Raw genomic sequence first — 18162 nt, forward strand, 5'->3', positions numbered from 1 at the left:
ATATGGATTGGATTACTATCATAGGACTTATATTATTGGGCACGTTCCTGATCATTGCTGAGGTTATTTTTGTACCCGGCACTACCATTGTAGGAATTCTCGGGTTCATTTTTTCCATCTATGGCATTTATCTGGGCTATGATTATTACGGCGCATCAACAGGCACCATCATCCTCCTTGTGGCGCTCATTATTAATGTGGTAGTGTTGGTTATCGCTTTTAAAGGCAAATCTTGGGAGCGATTTTCGTTGAAGGGGTCAGTTGCCGGGAAACACAATGACAATTTTAAGTTTGATGTAAAAATTGGAGATAAAGGCACCACAATTTCATCGCTAAAGCCAGTTGGCAAAGCAATGTTTGACGAGCAAGAAATAGAAGTGCGATCCAATGGTGGATTTGTCGCTGAAAATGTGGAAATTGAAGTCTTAAGAATTGAGTCTTCAAAAATTTTTGTACAACCTGTAAAAAACTAAAATCATGGGTGGCAGTGTAATGCTAGTCTTAATTATTGTTGGAGGAATTATCCTCTTTTTCATCTTTCTCTACTTTGTTCCTGTCAATCTCTGGATCACCGCCATTTTCTCTGGTGTGCGTGTTGGCCTTTTAGAGTTGGTATTCATGCGGATAAGAAAAGTTCCTCCATCCATCGTGGTGAATTCTCTTATCACTGCTACCAAAGCTGGATTGATGACCCAAGACGAAGAAGGTGGAACCAAAAGACAACTAAAAACGCAAGAATTGGAAGCACACTATCTGGCTGGCGGGAATGTGCCGCAGGTAATTCGCGCACTCATTTCGGCTGATAAAGCTAACATCGACCTGGCATTTAAACAGGCTACTGCGATTGACCTTGCAGGAAGAGACGTTTTTGAAGCTGTTCAAGTATCTGTAAATCCGAAAGTGATCAACACGCCTTCTGTTGCGGCTGTAGCAGCTGATGGAATTCAGTTAGTGGCAAAAGCCAGAGTAACCATTCGAGCAAACATCAAGCAGTTAGTAGGAGGTGCTGGTGAAGAAACAATCTTGGCGAGAGTAGGCGAAGGAATTGTGACATCAGTTGGTTCTGCAGCTACCCATAAAGAAGTTCTTGAAAATCCTGATAAAATCTCAAAACTCGTACTGCAAAGAGGCCTGGATGCTGGAACAGCATTTGAGATTCTTTCCATTGACATTGCGGATGTAGACGTAGGAGCGAACATTGGAGCTAAGCTTCAAACGGATCAAGCTTCGGCTGATTTGAAGGTGGCAGAAGCAAAGGCGGAAGAAAGACGCGCAATGGCCGTGGCTGAAGAGCAAGAGATGTTAGCAAAGGCACAAGAGGCAAGAGCTAAGGTAATCTTAGCTGAAGCTGAAGTACCTAAAGCACTAGCAGAAGCATTTCGAAGTGGAAACTTAGGTGTAATGGATTATTATAAGTTCCAAAACATTGAAGCTGACACAGATATGCGAAGCTCTATTGCGGGATCTGGAAGTAAGAGATCTGGCAAGAAGAAAAGCTAAACCTGAACTAACCTAAAAAAAAGGCCTGAGAGATCAGGCCTTTTTTTATTCGTTTATTTTTTCTGGTGTAAACTCCCCATCCAACGCTATGGCTTGCTTGATATGCGCCAGATGGTGTCGCGAATGCCAGGCATATAACCCAATCATCCACTCCAAAGTGAATTCCTTTCCATACTCCGGATGGATAAACGTGCGCTTCAATTGATCCGGTCTTAACTCCTTTAAAAGCATGATCAAGCGACTGTGCAAACCTTCCAAAATATGCGTTGATTCCTTGATTTCTTCATTGGTAGCATCTATCGTCTTTGCCCATTCTTCTTCATTATACGTTTTTACGGTCGGCTTATCTTCCGTGAGAATCCACTTAAATCTTATAAAGCTGTTCATATGACTATCAGCCAAGTGATGAACGATCTGCTTAATATTCCAGCTGCCAGGGCGATATTGCATTTCGAGTTCATCGTAAGAAAGGTTGCCTACCAGCTTCTTCAAATTATCTGGCAATGTCTCTAATGACGCTATCCACTCCGAGAGTATTTCGCTGGTAATCTCCTGAGGAGAATCGTATTTCCCCAGCGGGTATTTCAATACTTCTATATCCACAATTAGGTTATTTTCTTTGCTTAAAGATAGGCACAGTACTGCAGGGCTCTCCATACATGAGGCTGCTTACTATAGGGAATAATTTTTCCGTCAAGGCCGAATAGGCATATTCAATGCTCTTAACATCCCCACATCCTTTGACAACTACCTTCTTACCTTTCAAATCATTCTCTTCTAAACATTTTCCGATGGCCGCATCAATGAGGGATCTTTCAATGGCTTCTTTGTCACCAAAGGTGACAGAATTGGCATAGACTCGAATTTTTGTAGTAAGGAGCATGTATGCCCATGTTGGCACGATCGCATCTGCACTACAGATCAGCCCCACATTCTTGTCTTTATACACAGACCAGTCGTTTTCCTTGAGGAAGTCTCGAAAGTTCTTTTCCCTCAGAATTAATCCTTCGAATAGGGTTTCTTTCAAGTCAAAGATCGCATATTCACCTGAGTGTAAGTAATCTTCTAAATCGAGCGAAACCAAAGGACTCTTCGCTACCCTATTGACAATCTCATCCATAGCCTACAGCAACTGTTTTTTCGGTGTAGTAGTTCGCCACTCCTTCAGATAATTTGGCTCAAAATAAGCTATATCTTCAAATTCTTCCTTGCGGAATTTATCTTCTGCCATTCGTCCCATGTTCTTAGCGTCAGGAAAAATATCTTCAATAAATATTAAATTTTCCTGACTGGCTATCTCCTTGAATTTTGGCATTCCATCTCCAAATAGATAAAGTGGTTGCTCAAATTCCTTAAAAGTATCCTCGTCGAGAATTTTGGGGGCGAGCTCCCACACTTTTTTGCCATTTTGATCTTCAATCTGGGTATACACCTCCATCCTTCTGGCATCCATCATGGGACAAAGAAGATGCTCCCCAGGAAACTTGTTTCTAACAGCTTCAGCCATTACCTCCAACGAAGGAATAGAAATGATTTTTTTACTCAGTGTATAGCAAATGCCTTTTGTCGTAGATACACCAATACGTAGGCCTGTGTATGAACCTGGACCAGACGAAACAGCTACCGCGTCCAAATCGGAAAAACCTAAGCTGGCTTCATTGCATACTTCTAAGCCAATTCCCGGAAGCAGTGATGAATGCGACTTCTCCACCTGATGGATCTGACTCGAAAGCAATTCCCCATTACGGTGCACTGCAACCGAGCACACCATTGTAGATGTCTCTATACTCAGTATTACAGCCAATTAGTTTGAATTAAGAATGGACTGATATCTTTCAGGATCATTCAAGACTGATACAGCAGCCTGAACATCCGGATCTTTGCCAAAAGTTGATTCTATGATCCCTTTCTCATAAAAGTACCGGCCCGCAATTTCTTGTTCAAGCAGCATTTTTATTTCTTCTTTGAAGGTTATCAGATCTTCGTCTTGGTTATGCTGAGCCGCTTTTTCCAGGTTATCGAAGTAAGATTTCAGCTTGTCATATTTTTTCTCTTCTTTGGCAATTTTGATTAAATCTCTGGTCTCTCTCTCCATTCTGGTCTCATAGTCAAAATCCCTACCTGACAACCATTTCACAAACTCACCATATTCTGCATTGCTTAATCTAAGTTCACTTGGAGACTCAGGATTCATGCTTTCATTCTTATAGAAATATTCTGTCGCATAGTAAAAGATGTGATCATTTCTAAGTAAGCTTTTCGTCACTGGGGCAAACTCGATCTTTGCAACTTCAATATCTGGATCAATACCACCTCCATCAAAAACTTTTCTACCATTCAGTGTAAAGAACTCATTCTTCAACGAATCAGGTATTTTACCTACACTTCCGTCTTCATTTCTATTGCTGTAGTCAATTGCTTGAATACATCGTCCTGTTGGCGTGTAGTATTTAGCTGTTGTAATCTTCACAACTGCATCATAGGATAGTGGTCGTTCAATTTGAACGAGTCCTTTTCCAAATGTTTTTCTACCTATCAAAACTCCCCTATCGTAATCCTGCATAACTCCTGATACAATTTCAGAAGCAGAAGCACTACCATTGTCGGTTAAAACAACTACCGGGATATTCGCATCTACAGGCTCATTAAGTGTGTTGTAGGTCCAATCATTGGCTCTCACTTTTCCCTTTTGCGATACGATTTTTCTTCCTTTTTCAATGAATACGTTGGAGACGTTTACCGCTTCATGAAGAAGTCCACCAGGGTTGCCTCTGAGGTCTAAAATGATTTTATCTGCACCTTGCTCCATTAAGTCTAACACCTTAATGCCAATGGATCTTCCCACATTTTGGGTAAAGCTGGTTAACCTAACATAGCCAACATCATCGGTGACCATTCCTGCATAGGGTACGCTATCCACCGCAATTTTTTCACGCTTGACAGTAACCTCAAACATTTCACTTTGCCCAAACCGCTTGACAGTCAATGCAATTTCTGAATTGGACTGTCCTTTCATTAGGTATCTCACCTCCTCTTGCGACTTCCCATCCAGTGATATGCCATTGATTGCATGAATTTCATCACCAGCTCTAAGCCCAGCCTCATATGCTGCAAATCCCTCGTAGGGCATAATCACTGTACTCACTCCATTTTTACGCTCAACCACGGCTCCTATTCCAGAATACTCCCCAGTTGTCATCATGCGATAAGTTTCAATATCATCAGCCGCTATGTAGTTGGTATAAGGATCCAATGTTTCCAACATTTGATCGATTCCTGATTTCACCAATGTTGTCGGGTTGATTTCATCTACGTAGTGTGCATTTACCTCTTTGAAGAGGGTCGCGAAAATGTCTAAGTTCTTTAGTATCTCAAAATACCGGTCTGTAGGCGGCTTGATAGCAGCCGTTAGAAATACCAAAATCGCAACAAAAGGAAGGATTACTTTAATTTTTCTACTCATATCGTTCAGGGCTAAGCCTACTTAATCTGGACTAAGATATTGATGCCACTAATTTAACTCTCTTCGGTTTAGTTAGTGTTGATAGTATCCAAACGTTCCAAGCACTTGATTAGTTGGGTCTGAATGTTATCAAAGGTTAAAATCTGTTTTGAAAGATAAATGAAACCGATGCAAAGGTTTTTCGATTCGTTGGAATTGATCAACAAGTGCTTATTTAAGCGATAAGCTTCTCGTATCCTTCTCTTCAGCAGATTGCGATCCACTGCTCTTTTAAAGTTTCGTTTGGGTACAGATATCAGAATTTGGTGAGGCCCAATTTTCTCAGACTTAATGTGTCGTGTTTGAAAATCGCCCAAATAAAAAGAGGAACCTTTTTTGAATAGTCCCTCGATTCTTTTCTTACCTGTAAGTTTCTCTGGTTTAGAGAAACTGTATTTGGATAGGCCCATAGGCCGTGGTTTTTACTTCTTATGAATATCGTCAGAAACAGTCAGTCTCTTACGACCTTTTGCTCTTCTCCTAGCAATCACGGATTGTCCATTCACACTTTCCATTCTTTTTCTGAATCCGTGCTTGTTTTTCTTCTTTCTTACTGAAGGTTGAAACGTCCTTTTCATGTGTCTTATATTTTTTCAGCTATCACATGGAATTCGACCGTAAAGGCCTCATTTCATAATAGTTCTATTTCGCTCTTAAAAACGGAGGGCAAAGATAGATAAATCCTTGCCCTCTGCAAATAATTGATTATTATTTTAATTAATTGACTTTGAAGGTTCCATCAGGGAGGTTCTGATTGGCCGAAAGTTCGTCTACAGTAAGTGTTATCACCTGAGGCCCAACACTTTGAATCATTTTGTATGGAAATTGAACTCCGTTCACCTCTCTGAAATCAGAATAACTAATTGATTGTGTAAACTGCCCCTGCGGAGTATCCAACACTTTAGAATATTTCACCTTCAATCCAGTTTCTGAATCAAAATAAACCGTATACTTATTTCCTTTTGGAAGCGTGACACCCACGCCATAAGCGTCCTTACCTTCTATTTTTTCTACACTTTCTAATTTTAACATTGCTCCCAACTCTAGTAAGCCAAGCTCACTAAAAAGCGCATTGGATATAATTTGCTCTTCCTTGGTCTTCTCGTCCATTGGTGTCTTATTACCCATTTGCATTACGATAGCGTCCAGACCATCTGATACATTCGACATAGCTACCATGCCCCCCATACTAATTTCCATTTTAGATTTCATCCCTTTTGCCTGAACCTGTACTCCGCTGAGGTTTTGTCCCATAGCTTGTACTGTCATTTTCATGGAAACATTTTCAATTTTGCTTATGGCATCATTACCACCTAGCGCTTTGCTGTAGTTTGCGATTACTTTCTCTGCCGTTAATCCTTCTGGCAATTTCATCAATGATGGATCTACCTCGTTACCATAAGTGTCGTAGTAAGTAACTTTTCCAAACTGCTTAAGGCTCTCTGAAACTTCTCCAGCCTTTCCTACCACATTGATGTAGGCATTCTCGGTTTTCAAATACTTCTGCGCCATCGCTTGAATGTCTTCTTTCGATACGGCCTGTACTTTTTGTAAGTAAGTAGCATAGTAGTCTTCAGGGAGATTATAACGAGCAGTATTTAACGCAAAGTTGGCTACCGTTTGAGGTTGCTCTAGTGAACGGGAAAATCTACCAGAGATCGAGTTTTTCGCAAGATTCATTTCTTCTTCCGTGATGTTTCCGTTTTTCACTTGATCCATCTCGTAGAAAATCTGAACCACAGAGCTATCAGTTACTTCATTTCTCACCTCAGCACTTGCATTGAATCTTCCAACCAATTCATCTGCTGAAAGCGATGAATAACTGCCGTAGGTAAATCCCTTATCTTCTCTCAAGTTCATGAATAGTTTCGCAGAACCAGATCCCCCCAGGATTTGATTCATGACTCGCGCTTTGATCTGATCTTCTGATCCGATTTCAAGCATCACTGGATAGGTAATGTTAATGCTCGACTGTACTGCGTTAGATCTATTTACAATACCCACCATATTTTTTTCTGGAGACGCTGGCATTTGGTAAGTCGGCACATCAATCTCGCCTTCCTCCCAGCTTCCAAAATAGGTTTTAACCAACTTCTTCATCGCTTTTGGATTTACATCCCCGACAATTGCTAAGTATGCAATATTCGGTCTGAAGTACTTTTCATGATACGCTTTCAAATCATCTACCGTGATGTTGTTTGTTGTTTCCTCGGTTTGAATTTCACCGTATGGATGATCTTTTCCATAAACCAAAACTGAATTTAGGTTTGCGGCAATTGCACCTGGGCTTTCCTTATTGGACGCTAGATTGGAGATTGTCTGCTTTCTTATTTTCTCAAGCTCTTCCTCTGGAAAAACAGGATTGAAAGCTACATCGGTCATCAGTTCAAGGATTTTCTCATTGTACTTAGACAAACCTGATGCAAATACGCTACTTGATCCAGCACCCAAAGACGCGCCGATAAAATCAACCTCTTCATCTATTTGCTCCTTTGTACGTGTCTCCGTTCCTCTTCTCATCATCTGGCCAACTATTGACAGGTAACCAACTTTATCGCCTTCCTGGATTGGCTCTCTATCCAAAACAAGGTTATAGCTTACTCGTGGAAGCTTATGATTTTCAATGATGAAAACCTTAAGGCCATTTTTGAGCTCAAACGACTCATAATCTCCGATGTTTATAGGTCTTGGGGCTGCTGGCTCAGGCAATTTGCTTCGATCCACCTGTGCAAAAGCGCCCATCATTCCGATGGTCAGAACGAGAGTTAATATATTTCTTAGTTTCATAATTGTTGCTTTTATAGGTTATTGATCTTCCAACTTCTCATCCTCTGGCTTTTGCTGTGAAGACTTTGGTAAGTAAACTAGCTGTACACGATTGGTTGGATCCAAGTACTTCTTTGCTACTCTTTGTAAATCTTCTTTGGTCACTGCCATGTATCGATCAATTTCACTGTTTATGAGGTTTGCATCACCAAAATATACATGGTAGTTAGCCAAGCTTTCAGCAATGCCTCTCACTGAACTATTTGAAGACACGAATGAGTTCTCAATTTGATTTCTTAGTTTCTGAAATTCTTTATCATCGATTGGTTCATTCTTTGCTTTTTCAATTTCTTTATCCATAGCTGCTTGAAGGTCTTCCGGGGTATTGCCCATATTCAAGATTCCGAATGAAATAAACACACCCGCATCTTCCAATGCAAAAGGAAACGATCCTGCCGCTACGGCAAGTTGTTGATTATCTACAAGTTCTTTCTGAAATCGTGAACTCTGTCCACCAGAAAGCAGTGTAGTCAGCATCTGCATTGCATAGTAATCATCCGATCCTTGCTCCGCCATTTGGTATGCCTGGATTACGGCAGGGAGTTGAATGTTATCGAACACTTCTGCCTGTACGTCTCCGAGCTTTTTCATTTTAACAACCGGTCGAGGGATGTCTTTCGTGCCTTTCTTAATTTCTCCGAAATATTTCTCAACTAATTTTTTGGTTTGGTCAATGTCTATGTCTCCAGCAATTGATAAAGTTGCATTGTTTGGCACATAAAATGTTTCAAAAAAATCTTTGAAGTCTTGATTTGTTGCTGCATCAATGTCTTCAAAAGATCCTATTGGTGTCCACTCATACGCAGTACCTTCAAAAACTCTTGAGAAAGTCTCATGTAGAATGGATCCGTAAGGTTGATTGTCTACTCTCAATCTCTTTTCCTCTTTGACCACTTCTTTTTGAGTAGCCACTCCTGTCGAATCAATCGTGGCATGAAGCATTCTTTCAGACTCCATGTAAAGACCTAATTCTAATTGATGTGAAGGCAGCGTCTCAAAGTAGAATGTTCTGTCATTTGAGGTGTTGGCGTTTAACTGGCCTCCCGCACTTTCAATTATTTTGAAAAACTCTCCACGTGGAATATTTGGAGATCCTTCGAACATTAAGTGCTCAAAGAAATGTGCAAATCCTGTTCTTCCTTCTGGCTCATTTTTAGAACCTACATGATAAAGAACTGAGACATTTACAATGGGTGTAGAGTTGTCTTGGTGTAGGATCACATGTAATCCATTGTCCAAGTCATACTCTTCAAAATCAATTCGCTTGTCCTGAGCAAATGCTCCAAGAACAGCGAATATGCAGATTAAGGATAGGGTATTTCGCATATTATATAGGGTTTAAGATCTGATTAGTATCTGTTTAAACAGTTTTATTACTTATCTATTTGAGATAAAATCTCTTTAATGTGATTTTGGCTAAGCCTGGGGCCATACTTAGAAACCACAGCTGAACTTGCCGCACTCGCCAGCTTTCCAGCTTCTGCATGCGTCTGGCCATGGTTTATGCCATACAAAAAAGCACCCGCAAACATATCTCCAGCTCCAGTTGCATCTACTGCCTTTGTAGGGAACGGCTGAATTTCATGATAAGCTGTTCCATCAAAAGCTAGTGCTCCTTCCTTGCCTTTTGTAATCACAAATTCTTTGGCAACCTTGTTGATTGCCTCTTTTGCAGCTTCCATCCCTTCAACTCCTGCAAACAATTCTGCTTCTTCAATGTTGCAAAACAATAGATCAACTCCATCTCCTACAATTTCTTTCATTTGATCGCCAAAGTACTTCACCATGGAAGGGTCAGAAAAAGTGAGACTCACTTTTACACCGTTTTCATTGGCTATTTTCTTTGCTTTTTTCATTGCTTCCAGCCCTGTTGGAGATGAAACTAAAAATCCTTCCATGAATAGGTAGTTGGAGTTTTTAATTGCCTCTTCGTTTATCTCATTCACTGAAAAATCCGTAGTGATTCCCAAGAATGTATTCATCGTTCGCTCTGCATCCGGCGTGATCATCACCAGACATTTGCCAGTTGTTCCTTTGTAAAGGTTGCTTGGATCCAGGTTTGAATCAATCCCGGCATTAATTAGATCACTTGTGTAAAGTGTCCCATCTGAATCATCAGCCACCTTGCAAGTGTAAAATCCTTTCCCTCCAAATTCAGCAAGTCCGAAAATGGTATTGGCGGCTGAACCTCCCCCTTGCTTTTTCTTTACCTTGCCTGCCACTTCTGCCAAAAGAGTGCCTTGTCGTTCTTCATCAACCAATGTCATTAGCCCCTTCTCTACTTCATTGTCAGCGAAAAATTGGTCTTCCACTTCAATTTCATAATCCACCAAAGCATTGCCAATGGCGCATACGTCGTATTTTTTGCTCATTTTTTGTTCATTAGGCTCAAAGCTCGGTCAGGATAATCTGTAATCATTCCATCTACGCCCTAGCTCATCATTTTTTTTCAAATCTGAAATTTCTGTCCATGGAATGATGTCCATCCCCAGCTCTTTAAATTTCTTTTACATTTTTCTGCGAAAGTAATTGATAATGGCATGAATCCACTCTTGGTGCGAAGCTCCATGAAAATAACATTACAAGGGCGATAAGAGATATTGAGGCATCAAGACAAAAATTTAATCCGTGTAAAAACATACTCAAGTGATTCTTCATTGATAACCATCCGATAAAAATCTGATATACCTAGGCGTTCGGCGTGATAGCCCTTTTTCAAATATTTCTTGCTGATGTTTTTATCAAACCAATGAACGAGTCGTATGTTATTATCTTCAATCTCCAAGCATGTCATTCCACGTTTTCCTACAACACACCCAGAGTTAAAAACACATGGAATGTGAAACAGTGTGTTGTATACATAGTTCTGAAAACTATGATCTTTATGCTCTCTATAGTGTTTTTTAAGCTCTTTCTTATGAGACTTAATTTCATCCTTGATAGAAGCCAACCCAGCTTCTTTTGCATTTACATAATCCCGACAAAGCTGCTCTATCTTATACTTCAGCCGATCTACTTTGTGTAAGGACTCAAAAAGAGGCCTGTGAGTATGGCCAATAATGGAAACAACCTTCTGGAAAGCTGAGAATCCATAAACCTGCTTTTCTATTTTGTATTGTTTTTGGCTACTGTGGGAGACTGAATAGCTTTTTATTCCAAGTGGATTAGCAAAATACTTGAGCGTAAATCCAATGAGCTCATTATGCTCCTGATACTTTTTGCTAGCCTGATGGCCGTGAAAGACAAACAAGTGGTCTTCCCCGAATTTCAACTTCAGGGATTCATAGTGCTTATAATCAAAGGGTAGGTCTTTCATGAGTTGCAACTCTAAATCATGATTTCCTATCGTCTTATAGAAATTTCCCTTGCTATTGAAGGCATCAAAAAGATCATAAACCCCTTTCCACTTATTAATAATTTTCTTCAGCTGAAACCTTTGCAACTCTTCGACATCACCGTTCAAAATGAGGGCGTAATCATCTTTGAGATAATGGTTTTTCAGGACAGTTTCAAAAAGCTGAGAATTGCGCTTAAAGTCGTCAGTTGCCCCTCCATCTCCCATGTGTAAGTCTGAAAAGATCACCCACTTCTTCTTGGAAGAAAGCTCAATGGTCGTGCTTGCCTCAAATAGCTTGTTGAGTTTCCTATATATCGCCTTGGTCTTTGCTTGATTCTTCCTTGCCATTTTATGAATGCTCAGAAATCAAGCTGCCAAGTTAGAAATACAAGCAACAAACAAATAGCTTTTTCTCAATGAGAAGAAAAAATAATATTGCTCTTCAAAGCCTAATTGTTCATCGTATCCCAATTGTTATCTGCCTTCGTTTCGTAACTTTCAGGATCTTCATTCCATTCATCCTTTAGGCTGCCAGTCAATTTCGTCATCCAACTGGAGGTAAAAAGCATTAGTTCTCCATCTTGTATTTGCCACTGTGTAGGGTCTGGCTGCATTTTGGTGGAGGTTTCGGCTACAGCATAAGCGCACCACCCACCATACTCAGGCAGGTATTTTTCCGCATTTTCCTGAAACAACAATCTGTTTTTAGTACTGGAGAAATAATAAACTAAGCCTTGGTGATTTACTGATTCATCTTCCACACCTTTCTTCGCTTCACCTTGCTCAAAGTACGCTACTGGATCATAGCCGTCTAAAGCAACACCTTCCACATTGAACACCTCATCTTTGGGAGCATCCGACCCTGATGAGCAAGAGGCAACTATTGCTGCCATAATTAATAAAATACTGATTCTCTTCATGGTTATTTTAAAGTTTCGATAGCTATACGAGGTGGGCTACTTCATGGCCATCAAAAAATATTCTTTGATCGTCTCAAGTCTTAAAGAAGACAATTAGTTTTTTTCTTATTCTGGTTATTTTAGTGATTCACGCATAACCAGATAATATGCCCGGAATTCAAAAAATCGAATATAAAGGAAAAGAAATCGTCTACGTAGACTATCGCGGACAATCAGAGACCAAGATGCTAGAGACAGCTGCTTCCTTAAGAGAATTTTTGATCTCTGATCCAGGGTATCACTTAAGACTTGTGAACATCTCAAACACACCTGCTACTCGAAAATTCACAGCCTATATTCGGGAGTTGGGAAAAGAATCCAAGGACGTCCCTGTGAAAGGTGCAGTGGTTGGTATTACGGGGGCTAAGAAAGTTTTACTCTCCGGATATAATCGGTTACTTGGAGGTGCCATGCGACCATTCGATGATGAAGAGACCGCTAAAGAGTATTTAGTTAGTTAATTTTCCTGAATCGGGGTTTGTAAGTCTCATACCCACTGGCATACGCTATCCTCCCCTCGTTTCGAACTCTGTGTTATCATCCCCCAATATTTTGAGAATCATAAAACAAAAAACCCTGACTCATTGCTGAACCAGGGCCTCTCAAAATAGATTAGATTGTACTTAACCTTCAATTTTAAACTTGATTGACTCTGTGGTAACATTCTCCACTAAGTCTGTGGTTGTGATTTTCACCTCGAAAACTTGCCCTTTCTTGAATGCTTTCTTCTCACTGATATCGATTGTTTTAGGGCTACTATAAAACACTTCTTTCTGATCGTTCACTTGATATGCGATACTGTTGGTTCCTGACTGATCATCGGTAGCGCCAAGAAATAATCGCGTCCCCATAGGGTAAACCTTCACACCATCCTCATCTCCGATTGGCTGATTACTGAAGTTAAACACAATTTCAGGCCCTTTCTTATCCAGATAGAGATCAATGCTTTTGGAGTACTCAGTGTTTTCTACATTGTCAATTGAGCGATACATGATCCCATTATATCCTTCATTGGTAAGCCTGAAAGGGTTACCATAGTTTTTGAAATCACTGCCTATAGCGGCATATTCTGTGTACGCTATACCTGAATTCAAATCAGTAGCTGACAATTTCAATTCCGTAGACTCGTTGATGTAAAACCGATTGGCAACTTCGAAATAATCTCCAATAAACTCAATTTTTGTAGCTGGACGAAGGCTATCTACAAATATCTCCTGATACTTTCTTGCTTCATTATTCCCTACAACATCTGACGCATTGTAGCTCACAGATGTTTTTCCATGATAATTTTCTAGAGAAAATGATTCCTGGAACACTTTATTGGAAATTCCACGGGTAGTAAATATGATTTCTTTTACTCCCGCTTTGTTGTCCGTCGCTGACAAGCTAATCTCTGAACTCGGTGACACATAAAGTCTGTTTCCATCTGCGAATGATGAAGTGGCTTCTAAAGAAGTTTCAGGAGCAATCTTATCTAAGTATACATTTTCAACTATCAGTTCTTCTCCATTTACGACATTATCTACACTGTAATATGAAAGTTCATATTCTCCATCTTCTAAAGTTGATGGCATTACCTGACCAGTTTTAACTTTTCTATAATCATCATCTGATAACCGAAAATAAGTGGCTTTCACGCCCGAATGTTCTTCAATAACTTCAAATTGAACTGGTGTCATTGGCCCAAAAACGAACGTGCCATCTTCCGTTTGCATCAATTTCGTCTGAGGTGCTGTTTTGTCAAAGACAAAGGATACAGATTCAGTTTCTGTGTAGTTGTTGACATTATCCACAGCATAATAGGAAAATGAATATTCATCCGTATTTGCGTTTGCAAAGTTTACACCACCTGTTTCCCACTCGCTGTTGTTCAGGCTCCAAAAACTATTTTTTACTCCTGATTGTTCATCCCATTCTGCAAACTCAATGGCAAGATCATGTCCATAATACACTACATTATCCTTTCTGAAAGAAGCACTTGAATTAAAGATGGGTCGAACTACCGGCGCCTTGCTGTCTGCGTACAATTCCATTTGGATTTCTCTTAATGGATACGTGTATTCTTTTGTTTCAGGATCTATTGCCCATTTTGTTCTTATATAGTTAGGGCCTTCAGTGTCCAGGTATAATGGTTCTGTATCTTCAGGATGACTTAGACTTTTTAAGTCATGAGTTTCTCCGTCTGGCGTTGTTGAAAATTTGAGATAAATGGGAAGGTTTTTATTGACATAGGTCTTGCTATTCTCATCTGTATAGACAGTTTCACTTTCCTTAATAACTTGGGGTAACACATCCTTTTTTAAAGATTTATTAGCTGGTTTAAGTGAATTCGATTTTAATGGCTTCACTTTACTATCAGTCATTGCGACTTCTTGTGCATTAAGGCCTAAGGAGACACCTATTAATACAGTAGAAAAAACTAACTTGAAGGTTTTCATGGTGGTGTTGATTTTGATTTTTATAATGATAACCAAATATCATTCTGAAAAAACTCTCATTATATAGGTGAAATCTACCTAATTAAATAAGCTATTTACTTAGCAAAATATCCGAATATCCTATGTGTGAAAAAGATGAAGATTAATGGATATTAGATTAATCAAGATTTAATAAGGATAAGAAAATTAGAATTTCAAATTTGAGCGATTACTCATACGCACTGGCATGCGCTATTTCCTCTCGTGAATCTCACTTCGCTCGATTTCGAACCCAGGGTTCTCATCCCTCAATATTTTGAGAATCATAAAAACAAAAAACCCTGACTCATTCCTGAACCAGGGTTTATAATGTGGGCGCTGAGGGATTCGAACCCCCGACCCTCTGGGTGTAAACCAGATGCTCTGAACCAACTGAGCTAAGCGCCCTTTCAATAAAAAATCACCGCTACAAACGCTTTGGTGATTAAAAGGAGTGCAAATTTAGTCCGCTTTACTTTCCGTGCAAGTCTCTACCCGAAATATTTTTCAATCCAGTGCTTTCTCTAGAAACAAGTTGAAGGGATGCAAGGTTTTATAGACCTTAGCGACCTCATTCGAGAAGTTTTTTGCTGTGACTTGCTTGTCCGTCATTTTACTCATGAAAACATAATGTTTTAGCTGAAGCAGTTCAATATGTTCATGATCTTTTGGATATCCTTTGGGAGCTCTCTTTAGTTTGTCATCCCCGTACGGCTCATCAAACACTTTTCGGAAATCTTCCTTATCTATTATTGATCTGACTTCTTTTCCATTGTAGTCAATTTCCTGACGGACTTTTTGAAGCATCTCCGGAGAAGGTTGATATACCCCTCCCCCAACGAAATTATTCCCTGGCATTATGTGAAGATAATAGCCTGGGTTTCCTGATTTTCGACCTCCCTCAACAATAGCTGCACCAAAATTGGTCTTATAGGGGTCTTTGTTTTTACTGAACCTAATATCTCGATTTATTCGAAACAAAGTTTTGCGAGGGTCTATGCCAGTGAGTGATGGGTCAAAAGCTGAAGATTTTTGTATAACGTCAGCAACCAACTCTATGACGTTACCTTTCGCCTGTTGATATCTTTTTTTGTTGTCATCCATCCACTCCTTATTGTTGTGCTTGGCAAGGTCAGATAGAAAATCAAGGGTAAATTGTAAATCCATTACGAAATGCTTTTTAAAATACTTTCTAATTTGATCGATCGAGATGCTTTTAAAAGGACAGTTGAATTGGCGAAATTCATTTTTTTAAGCTCTTCTTCTAAATCTTCTTTGGAATGAAAATGATGTTTTGGATTCGCCACTCTCCCGATTTTTTCACCCACGGTTAGTACATGAGACAATCCTAATTTCCTGGCATGTTCTAGTATTTCAGCATGCTGATCATCAGAATCCTGCACTTCATTCATATCGCCAAGTATGGCAAGCTTGTCTCCTTTTTGCTCCGCCAGGTTTTCCAGGGCTACAATCATTGAATCTGGGTTTGCATTGTAAGCATCCATTACAATTGTCGTGGAACCTTTTTTTATCACCTGTGACCGTGCGTTGTCCGCCTCATATGATGCGAGCGCCTTGAGTATCTTTTCATCAGGGATGTCAAAGTGCTTACCTAAGGCTACTGCTGCGGCTATATTGTTGTAGTTATATCTACCTACTGTTCTGGTTTCCTTTTCGACACCATTTAGCGAAATTGTCAAGTATGGAATGGATGCCACCAATTTTAATTCTTTTGGTGGGTAAAGAACTGGTGATGGAAATCTCTTTGCCATATTGGAAAGAATCGAATCGTTCATATTGATGAATACCGTTCCCTCTGTTTTTCGCATAAAATCAAATAGCTCACTTTTTCCTCGTATTACCCCTTCAATTCCTCCGAAAGTCTCGGTGTGCGCTCGTCCAATATTTGTGATCAAGCCGTGTGAGGGTTTAGCAATCTCACAATAGGCTGCTATTTCGCCAACATGATTGGCCCCCATCTCAATGATAGCTATCTCAACTTGAGGGTGTATATGCAATAGCGTGAGGGGAACACCAATGTGATTGTTGTAGTTGCCCTTAGTGGCATACACGACGTATTTTTCTGAAAGAACACAGTTGATTAGCTCTTTTGTGGTTGTTTTCCCATTGGATCCTGTAATTGCAAGAACGGGGCGTTTAAATCTTGCGCGATGAAATGCTGCCAAATCCTGAAGGGATTTCAAAGCGTCATCAGCTAGAATCATGCGATCATCAGTGACGTAACTTTCATCATCGACCACCGCATAGGCAGCGCCTTTTGCAAGTGCCTCTTTTGCAAACTGATTAGCATTAAAATTTGGACCGCTGATAGCGAAAAATAAATTATTAGGCTCGATGGTTCGCGTATCGATAGACACACCATCACTAAGCAAAAACCGAGAGTAAAGAAATTCAATGAAATCACCCATTGCAGCAAAAATATCTTTTACCAGCCAAATATGACCACATATATTTACAGGATGAATCCCAGACTAATCAGACCGCTGGCTTTTGCGGGGATCGTCCTTGCGATGGTGCTCAGTATGTGGTATTTATTAAAAACTTACGAAGAAGGGAATCCACGATGGATATTCTTAATAATGGCCTTCGGCATTGCGGCACTGCTTTCTCAATATTTAAGACCTAAAGGGAGGAGAAAGGACTAGTCTTGATTAAAAAGAGTACGTGTTGCTATACTTCGACCAAGCGTTACCTCATCAGCGAATTCCAGCTCACTGCCCACAGGAATACCTCTTGCAATAGTGGTCACTTTAAGCCCGAGCCCTTTTAAAAGTTTAGTGATATAAAATGAGGTTGTATCACCTTCCATGGTGGCACTCAAGGCAAGTATCACTTCTTTTACCTCATCATTTGACTTGATTCTATTGATCAGTGAATCAATTTTAACATTCTCAGGGCCAATACCATCCATTGGGGAAATTCGTCCTCCAAGTACATGAAACAAGCCATTATATTGTCCAGTATTTCTTATTGCCAAAACATCCGGTGTGTCCTCTACCACACAGATCACTGACACGTCTCTGTAGGCATTTTGGCAGGTGCATTCTTCGGTGTCTGCTATGATGTGGCAGGTCTTGCAATATTTGATATTTTCCCGAAGTTCTTTGAGTGCGGAAGACAATTCCAACGTGGAGTTCTCAGGCTGCTTCAAAAGATGCAAAGCCAACCGAAGTGCCGTTTTCTTTCCAATTCCCGGAAGTCTGGATATTTCCTCAACAGCACGTGCTACTAACTCTGATGGATACTCCATTAGACGATTGAGGCTTTTATACCTGCAGAGGTGATTTCTTCTCTCATAGGTTTAAGATCCTCATACGAGCCTTTTTTGACCGAGCACTTCCCCTTATAATGAATCAAAAAAGTGCACTGCTCTGCCTGGTGGATATCATGTTTACAAACTTTCACAAGCGTGTCTATGACGTGATCAAACGTATTGAAGTCGTCATTGTAGACCATCAAATCACGCACACTTTCACTGCCGATGTTTTCATCGGTCAGTATTTCTTCCTCTATGTCAAATTCAGTACTCATCTCTCTTGAATTACTGCAAAATTAATAATT

The 18162-nt window shown here is 40.1% G+C and carries 20 protein-coding genes and 1 tRNA gene; 4 read left to right on the forward strand and 17 right to left on the reverse strand.

Annotated features, from left to right (window positions below; translation table 11 throughout):
• Positions 1-2: 2 nt before the first annotated feature.
• Positions 3-473, forward strand: a complete 471-nt coding sequence (locus ABJF57_RS01605; protein WP_462231918.1) for an NfeD family protein — start codon at positions 3-5, stop codon at positions 471-473.
• Between the two features lie 4 nt (positions 474-477).
• The gene (floA, locus tag ABJF57_RS01610) at positions 478-1500 is read left to right on the forward strand and encodes a flotillin-like protein FloA (RefSeq protein WP_462231916.1); all 1023 of its coding nucleotides are present in this window, start codon (positions 478-480) and stop codon (positions 1498-1500) included.
• 45 nt (positions 1501-1545) lie between these two features.
• Here the strand turns inward: floA and ABJF57_RS01615 are convergent, their stop codons facing one another.
• The 11 genes from ABJF57_RS01615 to ABJF57_RS01665 all read right to left on the reverse strand — a co-directional run bounded on the left by ABJF57_RS01615 (position 1546) and on the right by ABJF57_RS01665 (position 12085).
• Positions 1546-2103, reverse strand: a complete 558-nt coding sequence (locus ABJF57_RS01615) for a YfiT family bacillithiol transferase (protein ID WP_462231914.1) — start codon at positions 2101-2103, stop codon at positions 1546-1548.
• A 7-nt stretch (positions 2104-2110) separates the two neighbouring features.
• The gene (locus ABJF57_RS01620; protein ID WP_462231912.1) at positions 2111-2620 is read right to left on the reverse strand and encodes a DUF2480 family protein; all 510 of its coding nucleotides are present in this window, start codon (positions 2618-2620) and stop codon (positions 2111-2113) included.
• Positions 2621-2623: 3 nt separating this feature from the next.
• Positions 2624-3304 carry a tRNA (adenosine(37)-N6)-threonylcarbamoyltransferase complex dimerization subunit type 1 TsaB gene (gene tsaB / locus ABJF57_RS01625; protein ID WP_462231910.1) on the reverse strand — a complete coding sequence of 227 codons (681 nt, stop codon included), beginning with the start codon at positions 3302-3304 and terminating at the stop codon, positions 2624-2626.
• A complete protein-coding gene (locus ABJF57_RS01630; RefSeq protein ID WP_462231908.1) occupies positions 3305-4963 on the reverse strand; it encodes a S41 family peptidase in 1659 nt (552 codons plus the stop codon).
• 68 nt (positions 4964-5031) lie between these two features.
• Positions 5032-5412 carry a ribonuclease P protein component gene (rnpA, locus tag ABJF57_RS01635; protein WP_462231906.1) on the reverse strand — a complete coding sequence of 127 codons (381 nt, stop codon included), beginning with the start codon at positions 5410-5412 and terminating at the stop codon, positions 5032-5034.
• 12 nt (positions 5413-5424) lie between these two features.
• Positions 5425-5580 (reverse strand): 50S ribosomal protein L34, encoded by a 156-nt coding sequence (rpmH, locus tag ABJF57_RS01640; protein ID WP_089356556.1) that lies wholly within the window; start codon positions 5578-5580, stop codon positions 5425-5427.
• A gap of 139 nt (positions 5581-5719) precedes the next feature.
• Positions 5720-7789, reverse strand: a complete 2070-nt coding sequence (locus tag ABJF57_RS01645; RefSeq protein WP_462231903.1) for a M16 family metallopeptidase — start codon at positions 7787-7789, stop codon at positions 5720-5722.
• A gap of 18 nt (positions 7790-7807) precedes the next feature.
• Positions 7808-9154: a M16 family metallopeptidase gene (locus ABJF57_RS01650; protein ID WP_462231902.1), complete on the reverse strand. Its 1347-nt coding sequence runs from the start codon at positions 9152-9154 to the stop codon at positions 7808-7810.
• 47 nt (positions 9155-9201) lie between these two features.
• Positions 9202-10200, reverse strand: a complete 999-nt coding sequence (locus ABJF57_RS01655; RefSeq protein ID WP_462231901.1) for an adenosine kinase — start codon at positions 10198-10200, stop codon at positions 9202-9204.
• A 236-nt stretch (positions 10201-10436) separates the two neighbouring features.
• Positions 10437-11513 carry a metallophosphoesterase gene (locus ABJF57_RS01660; RefSeq protein ID WP_462231900.1) on the reverse strand — a complete coding sequence of 359 codons (1077 nt, stop codon included), beginning with the start codon at positions 11511-11513 and terminating at the stop codon, positions 10437-10439.
• Between the two features lie 101 nt (positions 11514-11614).
• Complete coding sequence (locus ABJF57_RS01665; protein WP_462231898.1) at positions 11615-12085, reverse strand: YHS domain-containing (seleno)protein; 471 nt, start codon at positions 12083-12085, stop codon at positions 11615-11617.
• Between the two features lie 146 nt (positions 12086-12231).
• Here ABJF57_RS01665 and ABJF57_RS01670 point away from each other — a divergent pair, with 146 nt between their 5' ends.
• Positions 12232-12585, forward strand: coding sequence for a hypothetical protein (locus ABJF57_RS01670; protein WP_462231896.1), 354 nt, complete (start codon positions 12232-12234; stop codon positions 12583-12585).
• 162 nt (positions 12586-12747) lie between these two features.
• Here the strand turns inward: ABJF57_RS01670 and ABJF57_RS01675 are convergent, their stop codons facing one another.
• From ABJF57_RS01675 to ABJF57_RS01690, 4 genes are all read right to left on the reverse strand, one after another.
• Positions 12748-14562 (reverse strand): OmpL47-type beta-barrel domain-containing protein, encoded by a 1815-nt coding sequence (locus tag ABJF57_RS01675; protein ID WP_462231894.1) that lies wholly within the window; start codon positions 14560-14562, stop codon positions 12748-12750.
• A gap of 351 nt (positions 14563-14913) precedes the next feature.
• Positions 14914-14988 (reverse strand) — tRNA-Val (locus ABJF57_RS01680).
• Positions 14989-15087: 99 nt separating this feature from the next.
• Positions 15088-15747: a DUF2461 domain-containing protein gene (locus ABJF57_RS01685; RefSeq protein ID WP_462231892.1), complete on the reverse strand. Its 660-nt coding sequence runs from the start codon at positions 15745-15747 to the stop codon at positions 15088-15090.
• Positions 15747-17009, reverse strand: a complete 1263-nt coding sequence (locus ABJF57_RS01690) for a UDP-N-acetylmuramoyl-tripeptide--D-alanyl-D-alanine ligase (protein WP_462231890.1) — start codon at positions 17007-17009, stop codon at positions 15747-15749. Before ABJF57_RS01690 ends, ABJF57_RS01685 begins: the two co-directional genes overlap by 1 nt.
• Before the next feature lie 30 nt (positions 17010-17039).
• Here ABJF57_RS01690 and ABJF57_RS01695 point away from each other — a divergent pair, with 30 nt between their 5' ends.
• Complete coding sequence (locus ABJF57_RS01695) at positions 17040-17246, forward strand: hypothetical protein (RefSeq protein ID WP_462231888.1); 207 nt, start codon at positions 17040-17042, stop codon at positions 17244-17246.
• Here the strand turns inward: ABJF57_RS01695 and recR are convergent.
• Together recR and ABJF57_RS01705 are read right to left on the reverse strand one after the other, a co-directional pair.
• On the reverse strand, positions 17243-17851 hold the full coding sequence (recR, locus tag ABJF57_RS01700) for a recombination mediator RecR (RefSeq protein ID WP_462231886.1): 609 nt from the start codon (positions 17849-17851) through the stop codon (positions 17243-17245). The genes ABJF57_RS01695 and recR overlap by 4 nt on opposite strands.
• Positions 17851-18132 (reverse strand): ATP-dependent Clp protease adaptor ClpS, encoded by a 282-nt coding sequence (locus ABJF57_RS01705; RefSeq protein ID WP_462231884.1) that lies wholly within the window; start codon positions 18130-18132, stop codon positions 17851-17853. The genes recR and ABJF57_RS01705 overlap by 1 nt, the downstream gene beginning before the upstream one ends.
• Positions 18133-18162 lie beyond the last annotated feature (30 nt).

The sequence above is a fragment of the Ekhidna sp. genome, assembly GCF_039940915.1.
GTDB lineage: Bacteria > Bacteroidota > Bacteroidia > Cytophagales > Cyclobacteriaceae > Ekhidna.